Origin of the sequence: Burkholderia sp. BCC1047 (assembly GCF_902833155.1) — a bacterium.
GTDB lineage: Bacteria > Pseudomonadota > Gammaproteobacteria > Burkholderiales > Burkholderiaceae > Burkholderia > Burkholderia sola.
The window spans coordinates 79,817-100,654 of sequence record NZ_CADFEH010000007.1; the positions used below are offsets into that span (position 1 = coordinate 79,817).

The window sequence follows — 20,838 nt, forward strand, 5'->3', positions numbered from 1 at the left end:
CCGATGAGTATGTTGCGCGCGATGCAAAACAACCGATCCAGGGAACCGCTCACGCTCGCTCAGCGCGCGATCTGTGTGGCTGCGTTCTCCACGCTACTGGCCGCCTGTGCGACGCGGCTCGACAACGCGCCCGTCGTCGACCGCTCCGGGTCGCTCGGCACGACCGCCGCCGCGCAGCCCGCGGCGCCGCTTCCGCCGGCGCCACCGGGTTACTACCGGGTGAAGCCGGGCGACACGCTGTACCGGATCGCACTCGAGAACGGGCAGAACTATCGCGACATCGCGGCGTGGAACAATCTGTCGAACCCGAATCAGATCGAAGTCGACCAGCTGCTGCGCGTGTCGCCGCAGGCCGGTGCCGCGGTCGCGGGTACGCAGGTCGCCGCGCCGATCGGAGGCGCCGCCGTTGCGACCGCGCCGCTCAGCAGTGGCCCCGCGACGCCGGCTGCCGGTACGTCGTCGTCGAGCGCGACGGCGCCTGCCGCGGCAGCCGCGTCGAGCGATACGGCGGCTGCTCCGAGCGGCCCCGTGACGTTCGCGTGGCCCGCGCGCGGCCCCGTGCTGAACGGGTTCGACGATGCGAAGAACAAGGGTGTCAATATCGGCGGGACGGCTGGCGAGGCCGTGAAGGCGGCGGCGGACGGCCGCGTCGTTTACTCCGGCAACGGTCTGCGTGGCTACGGCAACCTCATTATCATCAAACACGATGCAACTTACCTCACGGCGTATGCACACAATCGCGCTTTGATGGTAAAAGAGGGGGACGCGGTAACGAAGGGGCAGAAGATCGCCGAGATGGGTAACAGCGATGCCGACCGCGTGATGCTGCATTTCGAGGTTCGCCGGCAGGGTAAGCCTGTCGATCCGCTGAAGTATTTGCCGCCTCAATAACCGAGACGACCATGCCGAAATCGAAGCGCCACGAGCCGCAAGCCGAGTCTGAGAAGATCAGTCGTGCCACGCAAGCATCGGTGGGGCGAGCAGGTGCTTCGACGGACGACGAGGACGACGTCGCGGAAAACGAACGCGATCTCGAGGCGCGCGACGCCGACACGGACGGCGGCGACGACGAGCGCGAAGGCCGCCAGGAAGCCGCGCCCGACGTCGACGATTTCCGCACGCTGCTGCAGGCCGAGCTCACGGCCGACACGATCCAGCATTACCTGAACCGCATCAGCGTGAAGCCGCTGCTGACCGTCGAGGAAGAGCAGCGCTATTCGCGCCTGGCGAAGGCCGGCGAATTCGAGGCGCGGCAGGTGATGATCGAGCGCAACCTGCGTCTCGTCGTCAGTATCGCGAAGGGGTACCTGAACCGCGGCGTGCCGCTGCTCGACCTGATCGAGGAAGGCAATCTCGGCCTGATGCACGCGATCGAGAAATTCGACCCGACGCGCGGTTTCCGCTTCTCGACCTACGCGACGTGGTGGATCCGGCAGAGCATCGAGCGGGCGATCATGAACCAGGCCCGCACGGTGCGCCTGCCCGTGCACGTGATCCGCGAACTGAACCAGGTGCTGCGCGCGAAGCGCCATCTCGAAAAGAACTCGATGTCGACGGGCGAGGCGGCCGAGCGCCGCGAAGCCAGCATCGACGACATCGCCTATCTCACCGGCAAGACCGCCGAGGAAGTCACCGATATCCTCGCGCTCAACGAACACACGGCGTCGCTCGACGCGCCGCTCGATCTTGATCCCGCGAGCAGCCTGCTCGACCTGCTGCCCGACGACCAGAGCCAGTCGCCCGACGCCGAAGTGCAGCACCGCGAGCTCGAAACGCTGACGCGCGCGTGGCTGTCGCGGCTGTCCGACAAGCACCGGCATGTGATCGAGCGCCGCTTCGGCCTGAACCACATCGAACCGGCGACGCTCGAGGAGCTCGCCGACGAGATGGGGCTCACGCGCGAGCGCGTGCGGCAGATCCAGCAGGAAGCGCTGGTGCGCCTCAAGCGGTTCTTCGCCTCCAACGGCGTGCGCAAGGACGCCGTTCTGTAACCGATGACTCCGATTCTTGTTTTTGACATCGAGACGATTCCCGATGTCGACGGCATTCGCCGTCTGGAAGACCTGCCCGCGACGCTCGACGATGCGGCGGTGGCCGAACATGCGTTTGCCGCACGCCGCGAGAAGACCGGCGGCGATTTCCTGCCGCATCATCTGCAGCGGATCGCGGCGATCTCGTGCGTGTTCCGCGACAACAACGGTTTTCGCGTGCGCTCGCTCGGGACGCCGCAGGACAACGAAGCGACGTTGATCCAGTCGTTCTACCGCGTGATCGAGAAATACACGCCGCAGCTCGTGTCGTGGAACGGCGGCGGTTTCGATCTGCCGGTCCTCCACTACCGCGCACTCGTGCACGGCATTCCCGCCACCCGCTACTGGGATCTCGGCGAGGACGACCGCGAATTCAAGTGGAACAACTACATCGCACGCTATCACTCGCGGCATACCGACCTGATGGACGTGCTCGCGATGTATCAGGCGCGCGCGAACGCGCCGCTCGACGCGCTGGCGAAGCTGTGCGGTTTCCCGGGCAAGCTCGGGATGGACGGCAGCCAGGTGTGGCCGGCGTTCCGGGACGGCCGGATCGACGAAATCCGCAACTATTGCGAAACCGACGTCGTCAATACATACCTGCTGTATTGCCGGTTCCAGTTGATGCGCGGTGGCCTGACGCCGAGCGAGTACGCGGACGAGATCCTGCTCGTGAAGAACGCGCTCGCGCTGGAGCCGGCGCCGCACTGGGCCGAATACCTGGCCGGCTTCGACGCGTAGTGCGGGCAGGTCGCGCCGTAGCCGGCGCGATCAGCCGAGTTCGAGCAGCACCGGCTGGTGATCGGACGCGCGTACGTCGCCGTCGATCTCGCAGCGGATGACGCGCGGCAACAGCGTGTCGGTCACGAACACGAAGTCGCACGCGAGCGGCCCGTCCGACCATTGCACCGTATCGTAGACGCCGGCCGTCGGCGGCGGCGTACGACCGGGATGCCGTGCGACCCACGCGTCGACGAAACCTGGTGCGTCGGCAATCGGCTCCAGGAAGCGGCGGTACGCATCGGCGCCGAATGCACTGTTGAAATCGCCGCAAACGATCGCATCGCGCGGTTGTCCGGTCGCGCTGAACGGCCCGTCGGCGGTTTCGGCGGGAGCGGGATGGTCCGCATGCGCGCAGGCTTCGCGATGCCGGTCGCGTAGCGCATCGACCTGCGCCAGCCGCTGGCGCGCCGAGTAATACTCCAGATGCGTGGTGACCACGCGCAACCACCCGAAAGGCGCCCGCAACGCGATATCGAGCGCGACGCGCGGCATCGACGGCGCGCCGGCGTCGGCTGGCCACGGCAGCGATTGGCGCAGCACGCGCCCGACCGGCAGCCGCGTCGCGATCGCGTTGCCGAACTGGCGGCGCGGTGCACCTGGCCGGATGGCCGGCAGATCCGCGCCGATGGCGTCGACGATCGTATAACCAGGCAGCAACGCCGCGAGTTCGGCGAACTGGTCCGGCCCTGGCCGGCCGGGCAGTGCGTCGAAGCCGCGCGTGATTTCCTGCACGCACAGCACGTCGAAATCGCTCAACTGCCGGGCGGCGGCGATCGTGCGCGGGAGGTCGACGATGCCGTCCGCATCCCGACCCCATTGGATGTTCCAGTCGATCAATCGCATGGTCGAGTCTCCTTGGCTCGGTGCTGCGAGCAGAACCCGTGCCGCGGTGGGGCCGCGGCACGCATTGCGCGCGGCAGGTCGGCGCGCAACGGGCGCGCGGTTGTCAGCCGCTCACGCGCCACGCGCCACGCATCGCGCCATGCGCATCGGCATCGGCATCGGCGCTTGCGTGACGAAAGCGCGCGACGGGAGCCTTCGTCGTCTACAATCTCGCCTTCTTCAACGTTTGTCAGGAAAAGCAGGTGTCCGAAGCCGTCCCCACTTCTGCGCGCAAATCGAAAAACGCGCCCGTCGCGCCCGGGCCCGCCCCGGTTCTCGAGATCGAATCGCTCGACATGGAAGCGCGCGGTGTCGGCCGCACGATGACCGAGGACGGTCAGCCGGGCAAGGTGATCTTCGTCGAAGGCGCGCTGCCGGGCGAGCGCGTGACCTATTCGAGCTATCGCCGCAAGCCCAGCTACGAGCAGGCGACGGTTGTCGACATTCTGCGCCCGAGCGTGATGCGCACGCAGCCGAAGTGCGCATTCTTCGGCACCTGCGGCGGCTGCTCGATGCAGCATCTCGACATGCGTGCGCAGGTGGCGGTCAAGCAACGCGTGCTGGAAGACAATCTGTGGCATCTGGCGAAGCTGCGCGCGGAAACGATGTTCGCGCCGATCCACGGCCCGTCGTGGGGCTATCGCTACCGGGCGCGCCTGACCGTGCGCAACGTCGCGAAGAAGGGCGGTGTGCTGGTCGGGTTCCACGAGAAGAAGAGCAGCTACGTGGCCGACATGACGAGCTGCGAAGTGCTGCCGCCGCACGTGTCGGCGATGCTCGTGCCGCTGCGCCGGCTCGTCGAGGGGCTGTCGATTCGCGACCGGATGCCGCAGATCGAACTCGCGGTCGGCTCGGCCGTCACCGCGCTCGTGCTGCGCGTGCTGGAGCCGATCAACGCGGACGACGAAGCGCTGCTGCGCGCGTTCGCGGACGAGCACAACGTGCAGTTCTGGCTGCAGCCGAAGGGGCCGGACACGGTGACGCCGTTCTACCCGCTCGACGTATCGCTCGATTACACGCTGCCGGAATTCGGCATCCGCATGCCATTCAAGCCGACCGACTTCACGCAGGTCAATCACCAGATCAACCGTGTGCTGGTGGGCCGTGCGCTGCGTCTGCTCGCGCCGTCGCGCGACGATCGCGTGCTCGACCTGTTCTGCGGGATCGGCAACTTCACGCTGCCGCTCGCGCGGCTGTCGCGCGAAGTGATGGGCATCGAGGGCAGCGACACGCTGACCACGCGTGCGCTCGCGAACGCCCGCGAGAACGGTGTCGACGGCCACACGACGTTCGCGTGCCGGAACCTGTTCGAGGTGACGGGCGACGATCTGCGCGCGCTCGGCGCATTCGACAAGTTCCTGATCGACCCGCCGCGCGAGGGCGCGCTTGCGGTGTCGAAGGCGCTGGCCGAGATCGCGCAGAGCGGCGAAGGCCCGCTGCCGAAGCGCATCGTCTACGTATCGTGCAACCCGTCGACGCTCGCGCGCGATGCGGGGCTGCTCGTGCACGAAGCCGGCTATCGGCTGAAGGGCGCCGGGGTCGTGAACATGTTCCCGAATACGTCGCACGTCGAATCGATCGCGCTGTTCGAGCGCGACTGAGCCGAGCGGCGGACGTAAAAAAACCGGCCCGCGGGCCGGTTTTTCATGGCGCGTGCCGAACGTCAGTTGCGGTTGCCGCCGAAGATGCCGAGCAGCGCGAGCAGGTTCGTGAACACGTTGTACAGGTCGAGGTAGATCGCGAGCGTGGCCGAGATGTAGTTCGTCTCGCCGCCGTTCACGACGCGCTGGACGTCGAACAGCATGTAGGCCGAGAAGATCGCGATCGCGAGCACCGACACGGTGAGCATCAGCGCCGGCAGTTGCAGGAAGATGTTCGCGACCGACGCGAGCAGGATCACGATCACGCCCATGAACAGCCACTTGCCGAGCCCGGAAAAGTCGCGCTTGCTGACGGTGGCGATCGTCGCCATCGTGGCGAAGATGATGCCGGTGCCGCCGAACGCGAGCATGATCAGCGACGGGCCGTTCGAGAAGCCGAGGATGAAGCTCAGCAGCCGCGACAGCATCAGGCCCATGAAGAACGTGAAGCCGAGCAGCACGAACACGCCGGCCGCGCTGTTCTTGGTCCGCTCGATCGCGAACATGAAGCCGAACGCGATCGCGAAGAACGCGAGCAGGCTCATCATCGGGCTCGTGGCCGCGAACAGCGAGAAGCCCGTCGCGACGCCGACCCAGGCGCCCAGCACGGTCGGCACCATCGACAGCGCGAGCAGCCAGTACGTGTTCCGCAGCACGCGGTTGCGAACCTCGGCGGTGCTGACGGAACCGCCGCGGCCGAAATTGTACGGATAGTCGTTCATGGTTTCTCCTAACATTGAACGCGTGGGCGTCCGGGGCCGGTTCGGCGCGCGCGATGTGCGGCGCAGCAAACCGGGGCAGCTATGGCTAAGATACGTTCCGTGCCCGGAGGTTTCAATGGCCCGGCGGAACAAAACATACGGATTCTGAACCTTTCATGCGTGTAAGGGTTCAATCGCAATGATACACGGGATCGTGCTACAATAGCGGATTCATTTGAACCTGTAACTTCTTAATTTTTTGGAGTTTTTATGGCAATCGAGCGCACCCTGTCGATCATCAAGCCGGATGCGGTGGCAAAGAACGTGATCGGCCAGATCTATAGCCGTTTCGAAGGCGCCGGCCTGAAGATCGTCGCATCGCGCATGGCGCACCTGTCGCGTGCTGACGCAGAGAAGTTCTACGCAGTTCACGCAGCGCGTCCGTTCTTCAAGGATCTCGTCGATTTCATGATCTCGGGCCCGGTGATGATCCAGGTTCTGGAAGGCGAAGGCGCGATCCTGAAGAACCGCGACCTGATGGGCGCGACGGATCCGAAGAAGGCGGAAAAGGGCACGATCCGCGCCGACTTCGCCGACAGCATCGACGCGAACGCCGTGCACGGCTCGGACGCTGCGGAAACGGCAGCGGTCGAAATCGCGTTCTTCTTCCCGGAAATGAACGTTTACTCGCGTTAAGCCCTGGCTGACAGCAAGTAGGCAGGATTCAGCGCACGCGGCAAGGCAGCACATCATGACGAGCGAAACTTCCGTCAATCTTCTCGACTTCGACGCCGAGGGTCTTGTCGCGTACTGCGGCAGCCTGGGCGAGAAGCCGTTCCGCGCCAAGCAGTTGCAGCGCTGGATCCACCAATACAACGCCGGCGATTTCGACGGCATGACCGATCTCGCGAAGTCCCTGAGGGAAAAACTCAAGGGCCGCGCATCGATCGTGATGCCGGACATCGCCAGCGATCACGTTTCCGCCGACGGCACGCGCAAGTGGCTGATCGACGTCGGAAACGGCAATGCGGTCGAAACCGTGTTCATCCCGGAAGAGACGCGCGGCACGCTGTGCGTGTCGTCGCAGGCCGGGTGCGCGGTGAACTGCCGCTTCTGTTCGACGGGCAAGCAGGGCTTCTCCCGCAACCTGTCGACAGCCGAAATCATCGGCCAGCTCCGGATGGCCGAATTTGCATTGCGAGCGTCGCTGGGCCGCGCGCCCGGACCGAACGGCAAGGCCGAACGGGTCGTCACCAACGTGGTGATGATGGGCATGGGCGAGCCGCTGCTGAATTACAGCGCGGTCGTACCCGCGATGCGGCTGATGCTCGACGACAACGCATACGGCCTGTCGCGCCGTCGCGTCACGCTGTCGACGTCCGGCGTGGTGCCGATGATGGACCGCCTCGGCGCCGAGTTGCCGGTCGCGCTGGCCGTTTCGCTGCACGCGCCGAACGATGCGCTGCGCGACGAGCTGGTGCCGCTCAACAAGAAGTATCCGCTGCGCGAGCTGATGGCCGCGTGCCAGCGTTATCTGAAAGTCGCGCCGCGCGATTTCATTACATTCGAATACTGCATGCTCGACGGCGTCAACGACACCGAAGCGCATGCGCGCGAACTGCTGGCCGTCACGCGCGACGTGCCGTGCAAGTTCAACCTGATCCCGTTCAATCCGTTTCCGGAGTCGGGCCTCATCCGCTCGAAGCCGGAGCAGATCAAGCGCTTCGCGCAGGTCCTCATCGACGCGGGTGTCGTCACGACCGTGCGCAAGACGCGCGGCGACGACATCGATGCCGCGTGCGGGCAGCTGGCCGGCGCGGTGAAGGATCGCACGCGCCTCGCGGAGCGGACGGGCGCAGCAGGAAAAATCATCGAAGTTCGGGCAGTTTGACGGGGGCACCTGGCCGGGGTGCCCGAACCCTTTGGCGGTGCAACACGCGAATAGCGATCGGTCGCGGCGCCTCGGCGCCGCGCATGGTATGAACCGTAGCGGGTGCCGGCCGGCAGGAGCCGGCGGCAGCCGCCAGTGAAGAAGAATCGACGCGAGGACAAGGATGAGTGAGCCGCAGCCGTCTAACGGCGCAGAGACGAATGCCGCGAAGCCGGCACCGGCGGGACTGGAAACGCTGGTCGCGGTCGGCAGCCGCCTGGCGCAGCTTCGGGAGACGAAGGGCTGGTCGGTCGACGACGTGTCGGCGCGACTCAAGGTCGCACCGCAAAAGCTCCGGGCGCTCGAGGCCGGCGACATCAGCCATTTGCCCGGCGTGACGTTCGCGCTCGGCGTCGTGCGCAGCTACGCGAAGATGCTCGGCGTCGATCCGGAACCGTTCGCGCAGGCACTGCGCCGCGAGCGCGGGGTGCCGGAAGTCGACCTGTCGATGCCTGCGTCGTCGGGCACGGATCTGCCGCGCGGCCGCGTGTCGATTCCGCTGGGCGGCTCGTCGCGCCACCATCCGTGGCTGTGGGGAACGGGGATCGTCATCGTCGCGGTGGTCGCCGTACTGATGTGGCACACTGGCGGCGATTCGTCGAGCCTGCTCGCGCGCTTCAAGGGCGGCGACGCCGAACATGCGTCGGCCGCGAGCGCGGCGGCGGCATCGTCGTCCGCCGAAGAGGCGGCGGCGAACGGCGCGTCGGCGGCGGTTGCGAATGAGGTTCCGGCCCCGGCTGCTGCATCGGCTGCTCCGGCGCAGGCGATCGCGTCGGCCGTTCCCGCGCCCGCGGCCCCGGTCGCGACGGCGGCTGCGTCGCAGCCCGTGGCGGAAACGGCGGCGGCAAGCACGGCCGCGCCGGCCCAGCCGGCGAGCGTCGTGGTGGCGGCAGGCCAGTCGATGATCGAACTGAAGGTCAAGCAGGATTGCTGGTTCAGCGTGCGCGACAAGAACGGCAAGGAGCTGTTCTCGGCGCTCGTGCGCGCCGGCGAGACGAAACAGGTGGCCGGCGACGGGCCGTTCAAGGTCACGATCGGCAACAAGGCCGGCCTCGACGCGGTTGCGTTCGACGGAAAACCGGTCGATCCGGCAAAATATTCGGCAGCGCGGGGTAACGTGGCGCGGTTCACGTTGCCCTGACGTCAAGCGCCGTGGCGAAGGCTTGCCGTCGATACCGGCAGGCCGTGAGGGCACGGCGCTTTTTCAATTCATGCGCCGCGTCGCGGCGCATTCCGCGTAAATGGATCTATCGATGCAATCCGAAGCTCAATCCCCACGCAGCAGTCAGATTTGTTCAACCGAGCCGGTGTTCGGCGGGCATCAGCCGCGCCGCGTATCGCATGCGGTGGATGTCCGCTGGGGCGGGCAACTCGTGACGATCGGCGGCGACGCGCCGGTGCGCGTGCAGTCGATGACGAATACCGACACGGCCGATGCGATCGGCACAGCGATCCAGATCAAGGAACTCGCGAACGCGGGCTCCGAACTGGTGCGCATCACGGTCAACACGCCCGAAGCCGCGGCCGCCGTGCCGGCGATTCGCGAGCAGCTCGACCGGATGGGCGTGACCGTGCCGCTCGTCGGCGATTTCCACTACAACGGCCACCTGCTGCTGCGCGACTACCCGGGCTGCGCGGAGTCGCTGTCGAAGTACCGGATCAACCCCGGTAACGTCGGTCAGGGCGCGAAGCGCGACACGCAGTTCGCGCAGATGATCGAGGCCGCGGCGAAGTACGACAAGCCGGTGCGGATCGGCGTGAACTGGGGCAGTCTCGACCAGGACCTGCTCGCGCGCATGATGGACGAGAACGGCGCGCGTGCGCAGCCGTGGGACGCGCAGAGCGTGATGTACGAGGCGCTGATCCAGTCGGCGATCGGCTCTGCCGAACGCGCGGTCGAGCTCGGCCTCGGCCGCGACCGCATCGTGCTGTCGTGCAAGGTCAGCGGCGTGCAGGACCTGATCGCCGTGTATCGCGAACTCGGCCGCCGCTGCGGCTTCGCGCTGCACCTCGGGCTGACCGAGGCCGGCATGGGCTCGAAGGGCATCGTCGCGTCGACGGCGGCGCTTGGCGTGCTGCTGCAGGAAGGGATCGGCGACACGATCCGCATCTCGCTGACGCCGGAACCGGGCGCGTCGCGCACGGGCGAGGTGATCGTCGGCCAGGAAATCCTGCAGACGATGGGCCTGCGCTCGTTCGCGCCGATGGTGATCGCGTGCCCGGGCTGCGGCCGCACGACGAGCACGCTGTTCCAGGAACTCGCGATGCAGATCCAGACGTATCTGCGCGAACAGATGCCGGCGTGGCGCAAGGAATATCCGGGCGTCGAGAAGATGAACGTCGCGGTGATGGGTTGCATCGTCAACGGCCCGGGCGAATCGAAGCACGCGAACATCGGCATCAGCCTGCCGGGTTCGGGCGAGAACCCGGCCGCGCCCGTCTTCATCGACGGCGAGAAGGTCAAGACGCTGCGCGGCGAGCGGATCGCCGAGGAATTCCAGCAGATCGTCAGCGACTACGTCGCACGCAATTACGGCCGCACCGAGGCCCTGAACTAATTCGTCCACACACACGAACGATGACTGAACAGAAACGCAAGATCGAGAAGCTCACCGGCGTCAAAGGCATGAACGACATCCTTCCGCAGGATGCCGGCCTGTGGGAATTCTTCGAAGCTACCGTGAAATCGCTGCTGCGCGCGTACGGCTACCAGAACATCCGCACGCCGATCGTCGAACACACGCAGCTGTTCACCCGCGGCATCGGCGAAGTCACGGACATCGTCGAGAAGGAGATGTACAGCTTCACCGACGCGCTGAACGGCGAGAACCTGACGATGCGTCCGGAAAACACCGCGGCCGTCGTGCGTGCGTCGATCGAGCACAACATGCTGTACGACGGCCCGAAGCGCCTGTGGTACATCGGCCCGATGTTCCGTCACGAGCGTCCGCAGCGCGGCCGCTATCGCCAGTTCCACCAGGTGGGCGTCGAGGCGCTCGGCTTCGCGGGTCCCGATGCGGATGCCGAGATCATCATGATGTGCCAGCGCCTGTGGGACGACCTCGGCCTGACCGGCATCAAGCTCGAGATCAACTCGCTCGGCCTCGCCGAGGAGCGCGCCGCGCACCGCGTCGAGCTGATCAAGTACCTCGAGCAGTTCGCCGACGTGCTCGACGAGGACGCGAAGCGCCGCCTGTATACGAACCCGCTGCGCGTGCTCGACACGAAGAATCCCGCGCTGCAGGACATCGCGCAGAACGCGCCGAAGCTGATCGACTTCCTCGGCGACGAATCGCGCGCGCACTTCGAGGGGCTGCAGCGCCTGCTGCTCGCGAATAACATTCCGTTCAAGATCAATCCGCGTCTCGTGCGCGGCCTCGATTACTACAACCTGACCGTGTTCGAGTGGGTCACCGACAAGCTCGGCGCGCAGGGCACGGTCGCGGCCGGCGGCCGCTACGATCCGCTGATCGAGCAGCTCGGCGGCAAGCCGACCGCCGCGTGCGGCTGGGCGATGGGCATCGAGCGCATCCTCGAACTGCTGAAGGAAGAAGATCTGACGCCCGAGCAGGAAGGCGTCGACGTGTACGTCGTGCACCAGGGCGAGACCGCGCGCGAACAGGCGTTCATCGCGGCCGAGCGCCTGCGCGACACGGGCCTCGACGTGATCTTCCACTGCAGCGCCGACGGCGCGCCGGCGAGCTTCAAGTCGCAGATGAAGCGGGCCGATGCGAGCGGCGCCGCGTTCGCGGTGATCTTCGGCGAAGAAGAGGTCGCGAACGGCACGGTGGGCGTGAAAGCGTTGCGCGGCGCGGGTGCGGAAGGGGAAAAGAACGTTCAGCAGACCGTACCGGTCGAAAGCTTGACCGAATTCCTAATCAATGCGATGGTTGCATCCGCCGAAGACGGCGACGACTGATCGCGCTGGCATCCGCTCGACAAGAAAAGCCTGAACAGGAAGAAGGAATCGCTCGCCGATGAGTTATCACGACGAACAAGAATCGATTGAAAGTCTCAAGGCGTGGTGGGCCCGCTGGGGCAACCTCACCACGTGGATCGTGCTCGCGGCGCTCGTCGTCGCGGCCGGTTTCAACGGCTGGAACTACTGGCAGCGCCGTCAGGCTGCCGAGGCGTCCGGGCTGTACGAGCAGGTCCAGAAGGCCGCCGCCGCGAACGACAAGGCGACGATGGCCCGCGCGGCCGCCGACATGGAAGACAAGTTCGGCAGCACGCCGTATGCGCAGATGACGGCGCTCGCGGCCGCGAAGACGCTGTACGCGGCCGGCGACGCGGCAGGCGCGAAGGCGCAGCTGCAATGGGCCGTCGATCACGCCAAGGACGACGAGTACAAGCAGATCGCGAAGCTGCGTCTCGCGTCGCTGCTGCTCGACGAGAAGGCGTACGATGCGGGCCTCGCGTTGCTGTCGGGCACGCCGGTCGATGCATTCAAGGGCCTCGTGGCCGATCGTCGCGGCGATCTGCTTGCCGCGCAAGGCAAGACCGACGATGCGCGCGCGGCTTACAAGCTCGCGCTCGACGGCCTGTCGAAGGACGACCAGTCCGCGCGCCAGCTCGTGCAGTTCAAGCTGGACGCGCTCGGCGGCTGAATCCCGGTCCCCTCAACCTCTTAACTCTGCTTCGCTAACCGATGAATTTGCTGAAACGTTACGCTGTGCCCGTTGCCTGCGCGGCGGCTGTCCTCGCTTTGGCGGCTTGCTCGTCGTCGAAGGACGCGCGCCGCGTGCCGACGCCGCTCACCGAGTTCAAGCCCGTCATGGACGTGCAACAGGTCTGGAAGGCGAGCGTCGGCAAGGGCGGACGCTACCTGTTCTCGCCGGTGGCCGTGGGCGACGCCATCTATGCGGCGGGCGAAAACGGTTCGGTCGAGAAGATCGACGCGAAGACGGGCCAGACGCTGTGGCGCTCGAAGGTCGGTTCCGACCTGTCGGCCGGTGTCGGCAGCGACGGCAACCTCACCGCGGTCGGTGCGCTGAAGGGCGGCGTGTTCGTGCTGGGCCCGGACGGCAAGCAGCTGTGGAAGACCAGCGTGCAGGGCGAGATCTTCTCGCCGCCGCTCGTCGGCAACGGCCTCGTGGTCGTCCGCACGATCGACGGCCAGGTGATCGCGTTCAACGCGCAGACGGGCGAGCAGAAGTGGAACTACCGCAACCGTGCGGTGCCGCTGAACCTGCGCGTGTCGGCCGGCATGACGTTCGCGGGCGACGCGGCCGTGCTCGCGGGCTTCCCGGGCGGCGGTCTGGTCGCGATCAACCTGCAGACGGGCGAGCCGTTCTGGCAGACCCCGGTGTCGTTCCCGAAGGGCGTGACCGAAGTCGAGCGCATCAACGACGTCAGCGGTCCGCCGACGCTCGTGGGCGCGCAAGCCTGCGCGGTGACGTTCCAGGGTCAGCTCGGCTGCTTCGATGCGAACTCGGGCCGGCCGCTGTGGGAAAAGCCGTTCTCAAGCCGCAGCGGCCTCGCGCAGGACGATTCGGTGGTCGCCGGCGGCGACGACTGGTCGGTCGTCACCGCGTACGACGCGGCCACGGGCAACCAGCTCTGGCGCAACGACAAGCTGAAGAGCCGTGACGTCGGCGTGCCGTACCTGCTCGGGCACGCGGTCGTGATGGGCGATTACCAGGGCTTCGTGCACTTCCTGTCGCGCGAAGACGGCAGCTTCATCGCGCGGATGAAGACCGACGGCAGCGCGATCACGGCGGCGCCGGTCCTCGCGGGCAATACGCTCGTCGTGCAGACGAAGGACGGCGGCCTGTACGGGTTCCGCCCGCGCTGACGCGCAGGAAACCGATGCGGCCGTGGCGCGGCGGGCAGGTCCCGCACGCCGCGGCCGCGCGACTTGAAGGCGGCCGGCGTTCCCGGCCGCTCGGTATTTGAAAGGCAGTTCGAGACGAAAGACGACGGCGCGCAACGCGCGCCGGGCGCGCGCATCCGGCGCGGCGCGAATTCGTGATATTTTCATTCAGCGCAGCCGCCCGCAGCAGCGGGCCTCCCGCTGCTGCGCATCACCGTAGAAAACACAGATGAAACCGGTCATTGCCCTCGTTGGGCGCCCCAATGTGGGGAAATCCACGCTGTTCAACCGGCTCACGCGCTCGCGCGATGCGCTGGTCGCCGACTTGCCGGGCCTCACGCGCGATCGCCATTACGGCGAAGGGCGCGTCGGCGAACGACCGTACCTGGTCGTCGATACCGGCGGCTTCGAGCCCGTCGCGAAGGACGGCATCCTGCACGAAATGGCGCGCCAGACGCGGCAGGCCGTCGAGGAAGCCGACGTCGTCGTGTTCATCGTCGACGGCCGTAACGGACTCGCGCCGCAGGACAAGTCGATCGCCGACTACCTGCGCAAGACCGGCCGGCCGATCTTCCTCGTCGTCAACAAGGCCGAGGGGATGAAGTACACGGCGGTCGCGACGGACTTCTACGAGCTCGGGCTCGGCGACCCGCGCGCGATCTCGGCCGCGCACGGCGACGGCGTGACCGACATGATCAACGAGGCGCTGGAAGTCGCGTATGCGGGCCAGCCCGAGGAAGCGGACGAGGACGATCCGTCGCGCGGCATCAAGATCGCGATCGTCGGCCGCCCGAACGTCGGCAAGTCGACGCTCGTCAACGCGCTGATCGGCGAGGACCGCGTGATCGCGTTCGACATGCCGGGCACGACGCGCGACTCGATCTACGTCGACTTCGAGCGTAACGGCAAGAAATACACGCTGATCGACACGGCCGGCCTGCGACGCCGCGGCAAGGTGTTCGAGGCGATCGAGAAGTTCTCGGTCGTGAAGACGCTGCAGTCGATCTCCGACGCGAACGTCGTCATTCTTCTGCTGGATGCGCAGCAGGACATTTCCGACCAGGACGCGCACATCGCCGGCTTCGTCGTCGAGCAGGGCCGCGCGCTCGTGATCGGCGTCAACAAGTGGGACGGCCTCGACGATCACGCGCGCGACCGTGCGAAAGCGGATTTGACCCGCAAGCTGAAATTCCTCGACTTCGCGAAGTCGCACTTCATTTCGGCCGCGAAGAAGACGGGTATCGGCACGCTGATGCGCTCGGTCGACGACGCGTACGCGGCGGCGATGGCGAAGCTGCCGACGCCGAAGCTCACGCGCGCGCTGATCGACGCCGTCGAATTCCAGCAGCCGCGCCGTCGCGGCCCGGTGCGTCCGAAGCTGCGCTATGCGCACCAGGGCGGCCAGAATCCGCCGATCATCGTGATCCACGGCAACGCGCTCGACGCGGTGACGGAAACCTACAAGCGTTACCTCGAAAACCGATTCCGCGAAACTTTCTCGCTGACCGGGACTCCATTGCGCATAGAGTTCCGTTCGTCGAACAACCCGTACGCGGACAAGGGCTGAAGCACGCCCCGCAAGGCATCGGCCGCATGGCCAGTGGCCGGGCGGGGCAGGCAAAATCAGCTATAGTGTAGCGATTGGCGCCGGATCTCTTTTTCTTCGCCGCCAATCCAGATCAACCTGCAAAAAAAGATGGAGTACGCCATGAGCAACAAAGGGCAATTGTTACAAGACCCGTTTTTGAACGCACTGCGCAAAGAGCACGTTCCCGTTTCGATCTACCTCGTCAACGGCATCAAGCTTCAAGGGAACATTGAATCGTTCGACCAGTACGTCGTGTTGCTCCGTAATACGGTGACCCAGATGGTTTACAAGCACGCCATCTCGACGGTCGTGCCGGCGCGTCCGGTGAATTTCCACCCGGACGCGGAAGCCTCGTCCTAACCTATCGCAGCGGCCGGCATCCGGTCGCCGCGAGCGACCGATGCCAGCCGCCTTATCTTGACACCCGATAATTTGATCAACGCAGCGCTCGTCGGCATCGATTTCGGCAAGACCGATTTCGAAGCCAGTCTCGAAGAACTCAGTCTTCTCGCCTCCAGTGCGGGGGCCCGTCCCGCCGTCACCCTCACGGGTCGTCGCGCCAGTCCCGATGCCAAGATGTTCATCGGCAGCGGCAAAGCCGAAGAACTGCGGCTTGCCTGCGACGCGCACAACGTCGAAATCGTCATCTTCAACCACGCGTTGGCGCCCGCCCAGCAACGTAATCTGGAGCAGGCGCTTAACAGGCGCGTGGTCGATCGCACGAGCCTCATCCTCGACATCTTCGCGCAGCGCGCCCGCAGCCACGAAGGCAAGCTGCAGGTCGAGCTCGCGCAGCTTCAATATCTGTCGACCCGGCTCATTCGCGCGTGGACCCACCTCGAGCGGCAAAAGGGCGGTATCGGCCTGCGCGGCCCCGGCGAAACCCAGCTCGAAACCGACCGCCGGCTGATCGGCGAACGCATCAAGATGCTGAAGTCGCGGCTCGACCGGCTGCGCCGCCAGCACAGCACGCAGCGCCGGCAGCGCGCGCGCAGCGGCACGATGTCGGTGTCGCTCGTCGGCTATACGAACGCGGGCAAGTCGACGCTGTTCAATGCGCTGACGAAAGCACAGGCGTATGCGGCCGACCAGTTGTTCGCGACGCTCGATACGACGTCGCGGCGCGTGTACCTCGGCGACGAGGTCGGCCAGATCGTCGTGTCCGATACGGTCGGGTTCATTCGCGAGCTGCCTCACCAGCTCGTCGCGGCGTTCCGCGCGACCCTCGAGGAAACGATCCACGCAGATCTGCTGCTGCATGTGGTCGATGCGTCGAGCGCGGTCCGACTCGAGCAGATCGAGCAGGTCAACGGCGTGCTGCACGAGATCGGCGCGGACACGATCCGCCAGGTGCTGGTGTTCAACAAGATCGACGCCGTGCCCGAGCTGGCGGCCCGCGGCGACGCGGTCGAGCGGGACGAGTATGGTAATATTTCGCGCGTCTTTTTGAGCGCGCGCACCGGTCAGGGTCTCGATACGTTGCGTGCCGCCATCGCCGAAATCGCCTCCGCGGAACATCTCTCCAGCGCGACGTTGTCCGACGCGCTCGATGGCACGTCCGCTGAACCGCACGAAGACCACACGATTTCCGAACACGGGCGCTAACCGGTCCCGGCCGGTTCGCCGGCGTCCAATCTGGTGAACAAACTCTGGTGAACGAATACAACGAGCGGAGTACCTGGCGGCGGATGCGCGCCTTGCTGTCGATCAACGATCCCCGCTGGGGACGCGGCGAAGGCAATGGCAAGGACGGATCCCGCCCCCGCGCGAACGAATCGAAGCGTCCGCAAGGCGGCGACGGCGACGGTCCGCCCGATCTCGACGAGATGTGGCGCAACTTCAACCGGCGCCTGAGCGGCCTGTTCGGCGGCAAGGGCGGCAACGGCTTCCGTCCCGACAACGGCCGGGCCGCCCGGGTCGGCGTCGGCATCGTGATCGGCGTGCTGGTCGCGGTGTATGCGGGCAGCGGGCTGTTCGTCGTGCAGGAAGGCCAGACGGGCGTCGTGCTGCAGTTCGGCAAGCTGTCGGGCACGGTCGGCCAGGGCGTGCACTGGCGCGCGCCGTATCCGTTCGCGTCGCACGAGATCGTCGACACGTCGCAGGTCCGCTCGATCGAGATCGGCCGCAACAACGTCGTGCGCCTCGCGAACGTGAAGGAAGCCGCGATGCTGACGCGCGATGCCGACATCGTCGACGTGCGCTTCATCGTCCAGTACCGGATCCGTTCCGCCACCGATTATCTGTTCCGCAGCGTCGATCCCGAGCGCAGCGTGTCGCAGGCCGCGCAGGCCGCGGTGCGCGCGATCGTCGGCACGCGCAGCGCGGCCGACATGCTGAATCAGGATCGCGATGCGCTGCGCGAGCAGCTGTCCACCGCGATCCAGCGCGATCTCGACCGCTACCAGTCGGGGCTCGAGGTGACGGCCGTCACGATACAGAGCGTCGCGGCGCCCGAGCAGACCCAGGCCGCGTACGCCGAAGTCGCGAAGGCGCGCGACGAGCGCGAGGCCGCGAAGCGCGCCGCGCAGGCGTATGCGAGCGACCTGCTGCCGAAGGCCCAGGGCGATGCGGCGAAGCTCGTCGACGAAGCGAAGGCGTATGCCGATCGCGTGGTCACGCAAGCCGAGGGCGACGCGGACCGCTTCAAGCAGGTCTATGCGCAGTACTCGAAGGCGCCTGCGGTCATCCGCGAGCGGATGTACCTCGAGACGATGCAGGAAATCTATTCGAACGCGACGAAGGTGTTCGTCGGCAACAAGGGCGGCAACAGCGTCGTGTACCTGCCGCTCGACAAGCTCGTCGAGCAGGGGCGGCAAAACGCCGCGGCGTCGACCGGCGCGTCCGCGCCCGATGCGGCGTCGGTACCGGCGGCCACGGCGCCGGCGGCAGCCGCGCCGGCGAGCGCCGCACCGGCGGCCACGGCGTCGGGTGTCGACGTGCTGCGATCGCGTGAAGCGTTTCGCAGCCGGTCGCGTGAAGACGATACGAAGTAACGGGGAGCGCAGAACATGAACCGAATCATTGCGCTCGTCGTCGCAATCGTGATCGTTGCCTTCGCGGCGTCGTCGACGGTCCTCACCGTCGATCCGCGCCATGCGGCCGTGCTGTCGGGTCGCGACGGCGCGCAGCCGGAGCTCGCGGGCCCCGGCGTCCATTTCAAGCTGCCGCCGCCGTTGCAGACGGCCACGCTGATCGACACGCGCGTGCAGTCGCTCGAGTCGTCCGATCCGCTGCAGTTGGCGACCGAAGACAAGCACGACCTGCTCGTCGCGTATGCGGTGAAGTACCGGATCAGCGATCCGATGAAATATTTCACCGCGACGGGCGGCGATTCGGCGGCGGCGGCCGACCGGCTGTCCGGCGCGCTGAAGGGCGCGCTCGGCGACGCATTCGGCAAGCGCGCGCTCGACGACGCCCTCGGCGGTCAGCGCGCGATCGCCGATGCGGCGCGCGATACGGCGAAGGCGCAAGCGTCCGGTTTCGGCGTCGACGTGGTCGACGTGCAGCTGACGCGTGTCGACCTGCCCGCCGCGCAGACGGACGCGGTCTATCAGCGGATGATCGGCGCGCTGCGCGATCAGGCGGCCCAGGTGCGTGCGCAAGGCGCGGCCGACGTCGAGCAGATCAAGGCCGACGCCGAACGCGAGCAGCAGGCCGTGCTCGCGAACGCATACAAGTCCGCGCAGACGATCAAGGGCGAGGGCGATGCGAAGGCCGCGACGATCGCCGCCGACGCGTTCGGCCGCGATCCGCAGTTCTATCAGTTCTACGCGAGCCTGCAGGCGTACCGGAACACGTTCAAGCGCAACGACATCATCGTCGTCGATCCCGACAGCGAGTTCTTCCGCTTCATGCGCAGCCCGACGGGCGGTGCCGCACCGGCGGCGCCTGCTCCCCGCAAACATTGACCTTGGGGCGCCGCGTCGAGCGGCGCCGTCGCTCGCATGGACCTGGCTGGCTCGTTGTTGCTCGCAGTAGCGCTGATGCTGATTATCGAGGGTGCATTCCCCTTCGTGTTTCCGTCCGCATGGCGCGACACGTTTCGTAGAATAGCGGAGCGACCGCCGCATCATATCCGGATCGGCGGGCTGATCGTGATGGTGCTCGGGCTCGTGCTGCTGTTGCTCGCGACCTGACCGGCACCCCGATCCGGACGGCGCATCCGCCGTTCGTTCCGCCCGATTTCGAAGTTCCGATTCAACTCGCGGCGCGCGTGACGCGCGCCGTTTCCCGTCGTAGGACCGTACCGATGTCGACCTGGTTACTTCCCGAGAATATCGCCGACGTACTGCCGTCGGAAGCGCGCAAGATCGAGGAGCTGCGCCGCAGGCTGCTCGACCGCTTCCGTTCGTACGGCTACGAAATGGTGATGCCGCCGCTGCTCGAATATCTCGAGTCGCTGCTGACGAGCGGCGGCGCCGATCTGCGCCTGCGCACCTTCAAGCTGGTCGATCAGCTGTCGGGCCGCACGCTCGGCCTGCGCGCGGACATCACGCCGCAGGTCGCACGGATCGACGCGCACCTGCTGAACCGTCAGGGCGTGACGCGCCTTTGCTACGCGGGCCACGTGATGCATACGCGTCCGCGCGGCCTGCACGCGACGCGCGAGCAGATCCAGATCGGCGCCGAAATCTACGGGCACGCCGGGCTCGAAGCCGATCTCGAGATCCAGCAACTGATGCTCGACGCGCTGCATCTCGCGGGCCTGTCGCGCATCCGGCTCGACCTCGGTCACGCGGGCGTGCTCGCGGCGCTGCTGGCGCGCGACGCGCAGGCCGCCGAGCGCGGCGAGTCGCTGTACGACGCGCTGTCGGGCAAGGACGTGCCGCTGCTGAACGAACTCACCGACGATCTCGGCGCCGATACGCGCGCCGCGCTGCGCGCGCTGCCGAATCTGTACGGCGATGCGAGCGTGCTCGCCGAGGCGCGCACGCGCCTGCCGGTGCTGCCCGAAATCACGCGGGCGCTCGACGATCTCGCGCAGCTTGCGTCGCAGGCGAAGGGCGTCGAAGTCGCGATCGATCTCGCCGACCTGCGCGGCTACGCATATCACAGCGGCGCGATGTTCAGCGCCTACGTCGACGGCGTGCCGAACGCGATCGCGCGCGGCGGCCGTTACGACCACGTGGGGCAGGCCTATGGTCGTGCCCGTCCGGCGACCGGCTTCTCGCTCGACCTGCGCGAGCTCGCGCGGATTTCGCCGGTCGAGGCGCGCGGCACCGCGATTCTCGCGCCGTGGGCGCAGGACGACGCGCTGGGCGCGGCCGTCGCGGCGCTGCGGGATGCGGGCGAGGTCGTGATCCAGGCGCTGCCGGGCCACGACCACGTGCTCGACGAGTTCGCGTGCGATCGTTCGCTCGTCGAGCGCAACGGCGCATGGGTGGTCGAACCCCGATAAAGAGGTGTTCGCGGGCCGTGCTTCGGCGTGCATATCGTTGAAGCGAAACGGAAAAATTCGGAAACGCCCGCGAA

At 66.6% G+C, this 20,838-nt stretch carries 20 protein-coding genes; 18 read left to right on the top strand and 2 right to left on the bottom strand.

The features are described 5' to 3' along the window. Positions 1-3: 3 nt before the first annotated feature. Genes HWX55_RS10160 through HWX55_RS10170 form a run of 3 tightly spaced genes read left to right on the top strand, consistent with a single transcriptional unit; the run spans position 4 to position 2,771 of the window. Positions 4-891, top strand: coding sequence for a peptidoglycan DD-metalloendopeptidase family protein (locus tag HWX55_RS10160; protein ID WP_175769138.1), 888 nt, complete (start codon positions 4-6; stop codon positions 889-891). 11 nt (positions 892-902) lie between these two features. Continuing rightward, positions 903-1,991, top strand: a complete 1,089-nt coding sequence (gene rpoS, locus HWX55_RS10165) for an RNA polymerase sigma factor RpoS (RefSeq protein ID WP_175975496.1) — start codon at positions 903-905, stop codon at positions 1,989-1,991. Positions 1,992-1,994: 3 nt separating this feature from the next. Further along, positions 1,995-2,771, top strand: a complete 777-nt coding sequence (locus HWX55_RS10170) for a 3'-5' exonuclease (protein WP_050013198.1) — start codon at positions 1,995-1,997, stop codon at positions 2,769-2,771. A gap of 30 nt (positions 2,772-2,801) precedes the next feature. Here HWX55_RS10170 and HWX55_RS10175 read toward each other — a convergent pair whose 3' ends face one another. Continuing rightward, entirely contained in the window at positions 2,802-3,656 is an 855-nt protein-coding gene (locus HWX55_RS10175) for an endonuclease/exonuclease/phosphatase family protein (RefSeq protein WP_175975497.1), read from the bottom strand. Between the two features lie 335 nt (positions 3,657-3,991). Between HWX55_RS10175 and rlmD the strand changes: the two genes are divergently transcribed. Continuing rightward, positions 3,992-5,296, top strand: coding sequence for a 23S rRNA (uracil(1939)-C(5))-methyltransferase RlmD (rlmD, locus tag HWX55_RS10180; RefSeq protein WP_245170362.1), 1,305 nt, complete (start codon positions 3,992-3,994; stop codon positions 5,294-5,296). Positions 5,297-5,358: 62 nt separating this feature from the next. On the opposite strand, the gene HWX55_RS10185 is transcribed toward rlmD, so the two are convergent. After that, positions 5,359-6,057 carry a Bax inhibitor-1/YccA family protein gene (locus HWX55_RS10185; RefSeq protein WP_006484459.1) on the bottom strand — a complete coding sequence of 233 codons (699 nt, stop codon included), beginning with the start codon at positions 6,055-6,057 and terminating at the stop codon, positions 5,359-5,361. A gap of 249 nt (positions 6,058-6,306) precedes the next feature. Between HWX55_RS10185 and ndk the strand changes: the two genes are divergently transcribed. The 14 genes from ndk (at position 6,307) to HWX55_RS10255 (ending at position 20,764) form a co-directional block, all read left to right on the top strand. Continuing rightward, complete coding sequence (gene ndk, locus HWX55_RS10190) at positions 6,307-6,732, top strand: nucleoside-diphosphate kinase (RefSeq protein WP_006478674.1); 426 nt, start codon at positions 6,307-6,309, stop codon at positions 6,730-6,732. Between the two features lie 55 nt (positions 6,733-6,787). After that, a complete protein-coding gene (rlmN, locus tag HWX55_RS10195; protein WP_027784585.1) occupies positions 6,788-7,927 on the top strand; it encodes a 23S rRNA (adenine(2503)-C(2))-methyltransferase RlmN in 1,140 nt (379 codons plus the stop codon). Between the two features lie 163 nt (positions 7,928-8,090). Beyond that, positions 8,091-9,107, top strand: coding sequence for a helix-turn-helix domain-containing protein (locus tag HWX55_RS10200; protein WP_175975498.1), 1,017 nt, complete (start codon positions 8,091-8,093; stop codon positions 9,105-9,107). A 112-nt stretch (positions 9,108-9,219) separates the two neighbouring features. Next, entirely contained in the window at positions 9,220-10,524 is a 1,305-nt protein-coding gene (gene ispG, locus HWX55_RS10205) for a flavodoxin-dependent (E)-4-hydroxy-3-methylbut-2-enyl-diphosphate synthase (RefSeq protein WP_027806072.1), read from the top strand. Positions 10,525-10,544: 20 nt separating this feature from the next. Beyond that, a complete protein-coding gene (gene hisS, locus HWX55_RS10210) occupies positions 10,545-11,885 on the top strand; it encodes a histidine--tRNA ligase (protein WP_175975499.1) in 1,341 nt (446 codons plus the stop codon). Between the two features lie 58 nt (positions 11,886-11,943). Continuing rightward, entirely contained in the window at positions 11,944-12,573 is a 630-nt protein-coding gene (locus tag HWX55_RS10215; protein WP_006478678.1) for a tetratricopeptide repeat protein, read from the top strand. 41 nt (positions 12,574-12,614) lie between these two features. After that, entirely contained in the window at positions 12,615-13,760 is a 1,146-nt protein-coding gene (gene bamB, locus HWX55_RS10220; protein ID WP_175975500.1) for an outer membrane protein assembly factor BamB, read from the top strand. 247 nt (positions 13,761-14,007) lie between these two features. Continuing rightward, positions 14,008-15,345 (top strand): ribosome biogenesis GTPase Der, encoded by a 1,338-nt coding sequence (gene der / locus HWX55_RS10225; RefSeq protein ID WP_050013191.1) that lies wholly within the window; start codon positions 14,008-14,010, stop codon positions 15,343-15,345. A 141-nt stretch (positions 15,346-15,486) separates the two neighbouring features. After that, positions 15,487-15,726 carry an RNA chaperone Hfq gene (gene hfq / locus HWX55_RS10230; RefSeq protein WP_006399927.1) on the top strand — a complete coding sequence of 80 codons (240 nt, stop codon included), beginning with the start codon at positions 15,487-15,489 and terminating at the stop codon, positions 15,724-15,726. A 72-nt stretch (positions 15,727-15,798) separates the two neighbouring features. Continuing rightward, positions 15,799-16,971, top strand: a complete 1,173-nt coding sequence (hflX, locus tag HWX55_RS10235; protein ID WP_175975584.1) for a GTPase HflX — start codon at positions 15,799-15,801, stop codon at positions 16,969-16,971. A 47-nt stretch (positions 16,972-17,018) separates the two neighbouring features. Further along, on the top strand, positions 17,019-18,359 hold the full coding sequence (gene hflK, locus HWX55_RS10240) for an FtsH protease activity modulator HflK (protein WP_175975501.1): 1,341 nt from the start codon (positions 17,019-17,021) through the stop codon (positions 18,357-18,359). 15 nt (positions 18,360-18,374) lie between these two features. Further along, positions 18,375-19,274, top strand: coding sequence for a protease modulator HflC (hflC, locus tag HWX55_RS10245; protein ID WP_175975502.1), 900 nt, complete (start codon positions 18,375-18,377; stop codon positions 19,272-19,274). A 36-nt stretch (positions 19,275-19,310) separates the two neighbouring features. Next, positions 19,311-19,502, top strand: a complete 192-nt coding sequence (locus HWX55_RS10250) for a DUF2065 domain-containing protein (protein WP_012328623.1) — start codon at positions 19,311-19,313, stop codon at positions 19,500-19,502. A 113-nt stretch (positions 19,503-19,615) separates the two neighbouring features. Then, positions 19,616-20,764: an ATP phosphoribosyltransferase regulatory subunit gene (locus HWX55_RS10255; RefSeq protein ID WP_069620837.1), complete on the top strand. Its 1,149-nt coding sequence runs from the start codon at positions 19,616-19,618 to the stop codon at positions 20,762-20,764. The last annotated feature ends 74 nt before the right edge of the window (positions 20,765-20,838 follow it).

Coding starts and splice junctions, on each gene's coding strand:
- HWX55_RS10160 (WP_175769138.1), top strand. CDS start 4: ATGAGTATGTTGCGCGCGATGCAAAACAACCGATCCAGGGAACCGCTC.
- rpoS (WP_175975496.1), top strand. CDS start 903: ATGCCGAAATCGAAGCGCCACGAGCCGCAAGCCGAGTCTGAGAAGATC.
- HWX55_RS10170 (WP_050013198.1), top strand. CDS start 1,995: ATGACTCCGATTCTTGTTTTTGACATCGAGACGATTCCCGATGTCGAC.
- HWX55_RS10175 (WP_175975497.1), bottom strand. CDS start 3,656: ATGCGATTGATCGACTGGAACATCCAATGGGGTCGGGATGCGGACGGC.
- rlmD (WP_245170362.1), top strand. CDS start 3,992: ATGGAAGCGCGCGGTGTCGGCCGCACGATGACCGAGGACGGTCAGCCG.
- HWX55_RS10185 (WP_006484459.1), bottom strand. CDS start 6,057: ATGAACGACTATCCGTACAATTTCGGCCGCGGCGGTTCCGTCAGCACC.
- ndk (WP_006478674.1), top strand. CDS start 6,307: ATGGCAATCGAGCGCACCCTGTCGATCATCAAGCCGGATGCGGTGGCA.
- rlmN (WP_027784585.1), top strand. CDS start 6,788: ATGACGAGCGAAACTTCCGTCAATCTTCTCGACTTCGACGCCGAGGGT.
- HWX55_RS10200 (WP_175975498.1), top strand. CDS start 8,091: ATGAGTGAGCCGCAGCCGTCTAACGGCGCAGAGACGAATGCCGCGAAG.
- ispG (WP_027806072.1), top strand. CDS start 9,220: ATGCAATCCGAAGCTCAATCCCCACGCAGCAGTCAGATTTGTTCAACC.
- hisS (WP_175975499.1), top strand. CDS start 10,545: ATGACTGAACAGAAACGCAAGATCGAGAAGCTCACCGGCGTCAAAGGC.
- HWX55_RS10215 (WP_006478678.1), top strand. CDS start 11,944: ATGAGTTATCACGACGAACAAGAATCGATTGAAAGTCTCAAGGCGTGG.
- bamB (WP_175975500.1), top strand. CDS start 12,615: ATGAATTTGCTGAAACGTTACGCTGTGCCCGTTGCCTGCGCGGCGGCT.
- der (WP_050013191.1), top strand. CDS start 14,008: ATGAAACCGGTCATTGCCCTCGTTGGGCGCCCCAATGTGGGGAAATCC.
- hfq (WP_006399927.1), top strand. CDS start 15,487: ATGAGCAACAAAGGGCAATTGTTACAAGACCCGTTTTTGAACGCACTG.
- hflC (WP_175975502.1), top strand. CDS start 18,375: ATGAACCGAATCATTGCGCTCGTCGTCGCAATCGTGATCGTTGCCTTC.
- HWX55_RS10250 (WP_012328623.1), top strand. CDS start 19,311: ATGGACCTGGCTGGCTCGTTGTTGCTCGCAGTAGCGCTGATGCTGATT.
- HWX55_RS10255 (WP_069620837.1), top strand. CDS start 19,616: ATGTCGACCTGGTTACTTCCCGAGAATATCGCCGACGTACTGCCGTCG.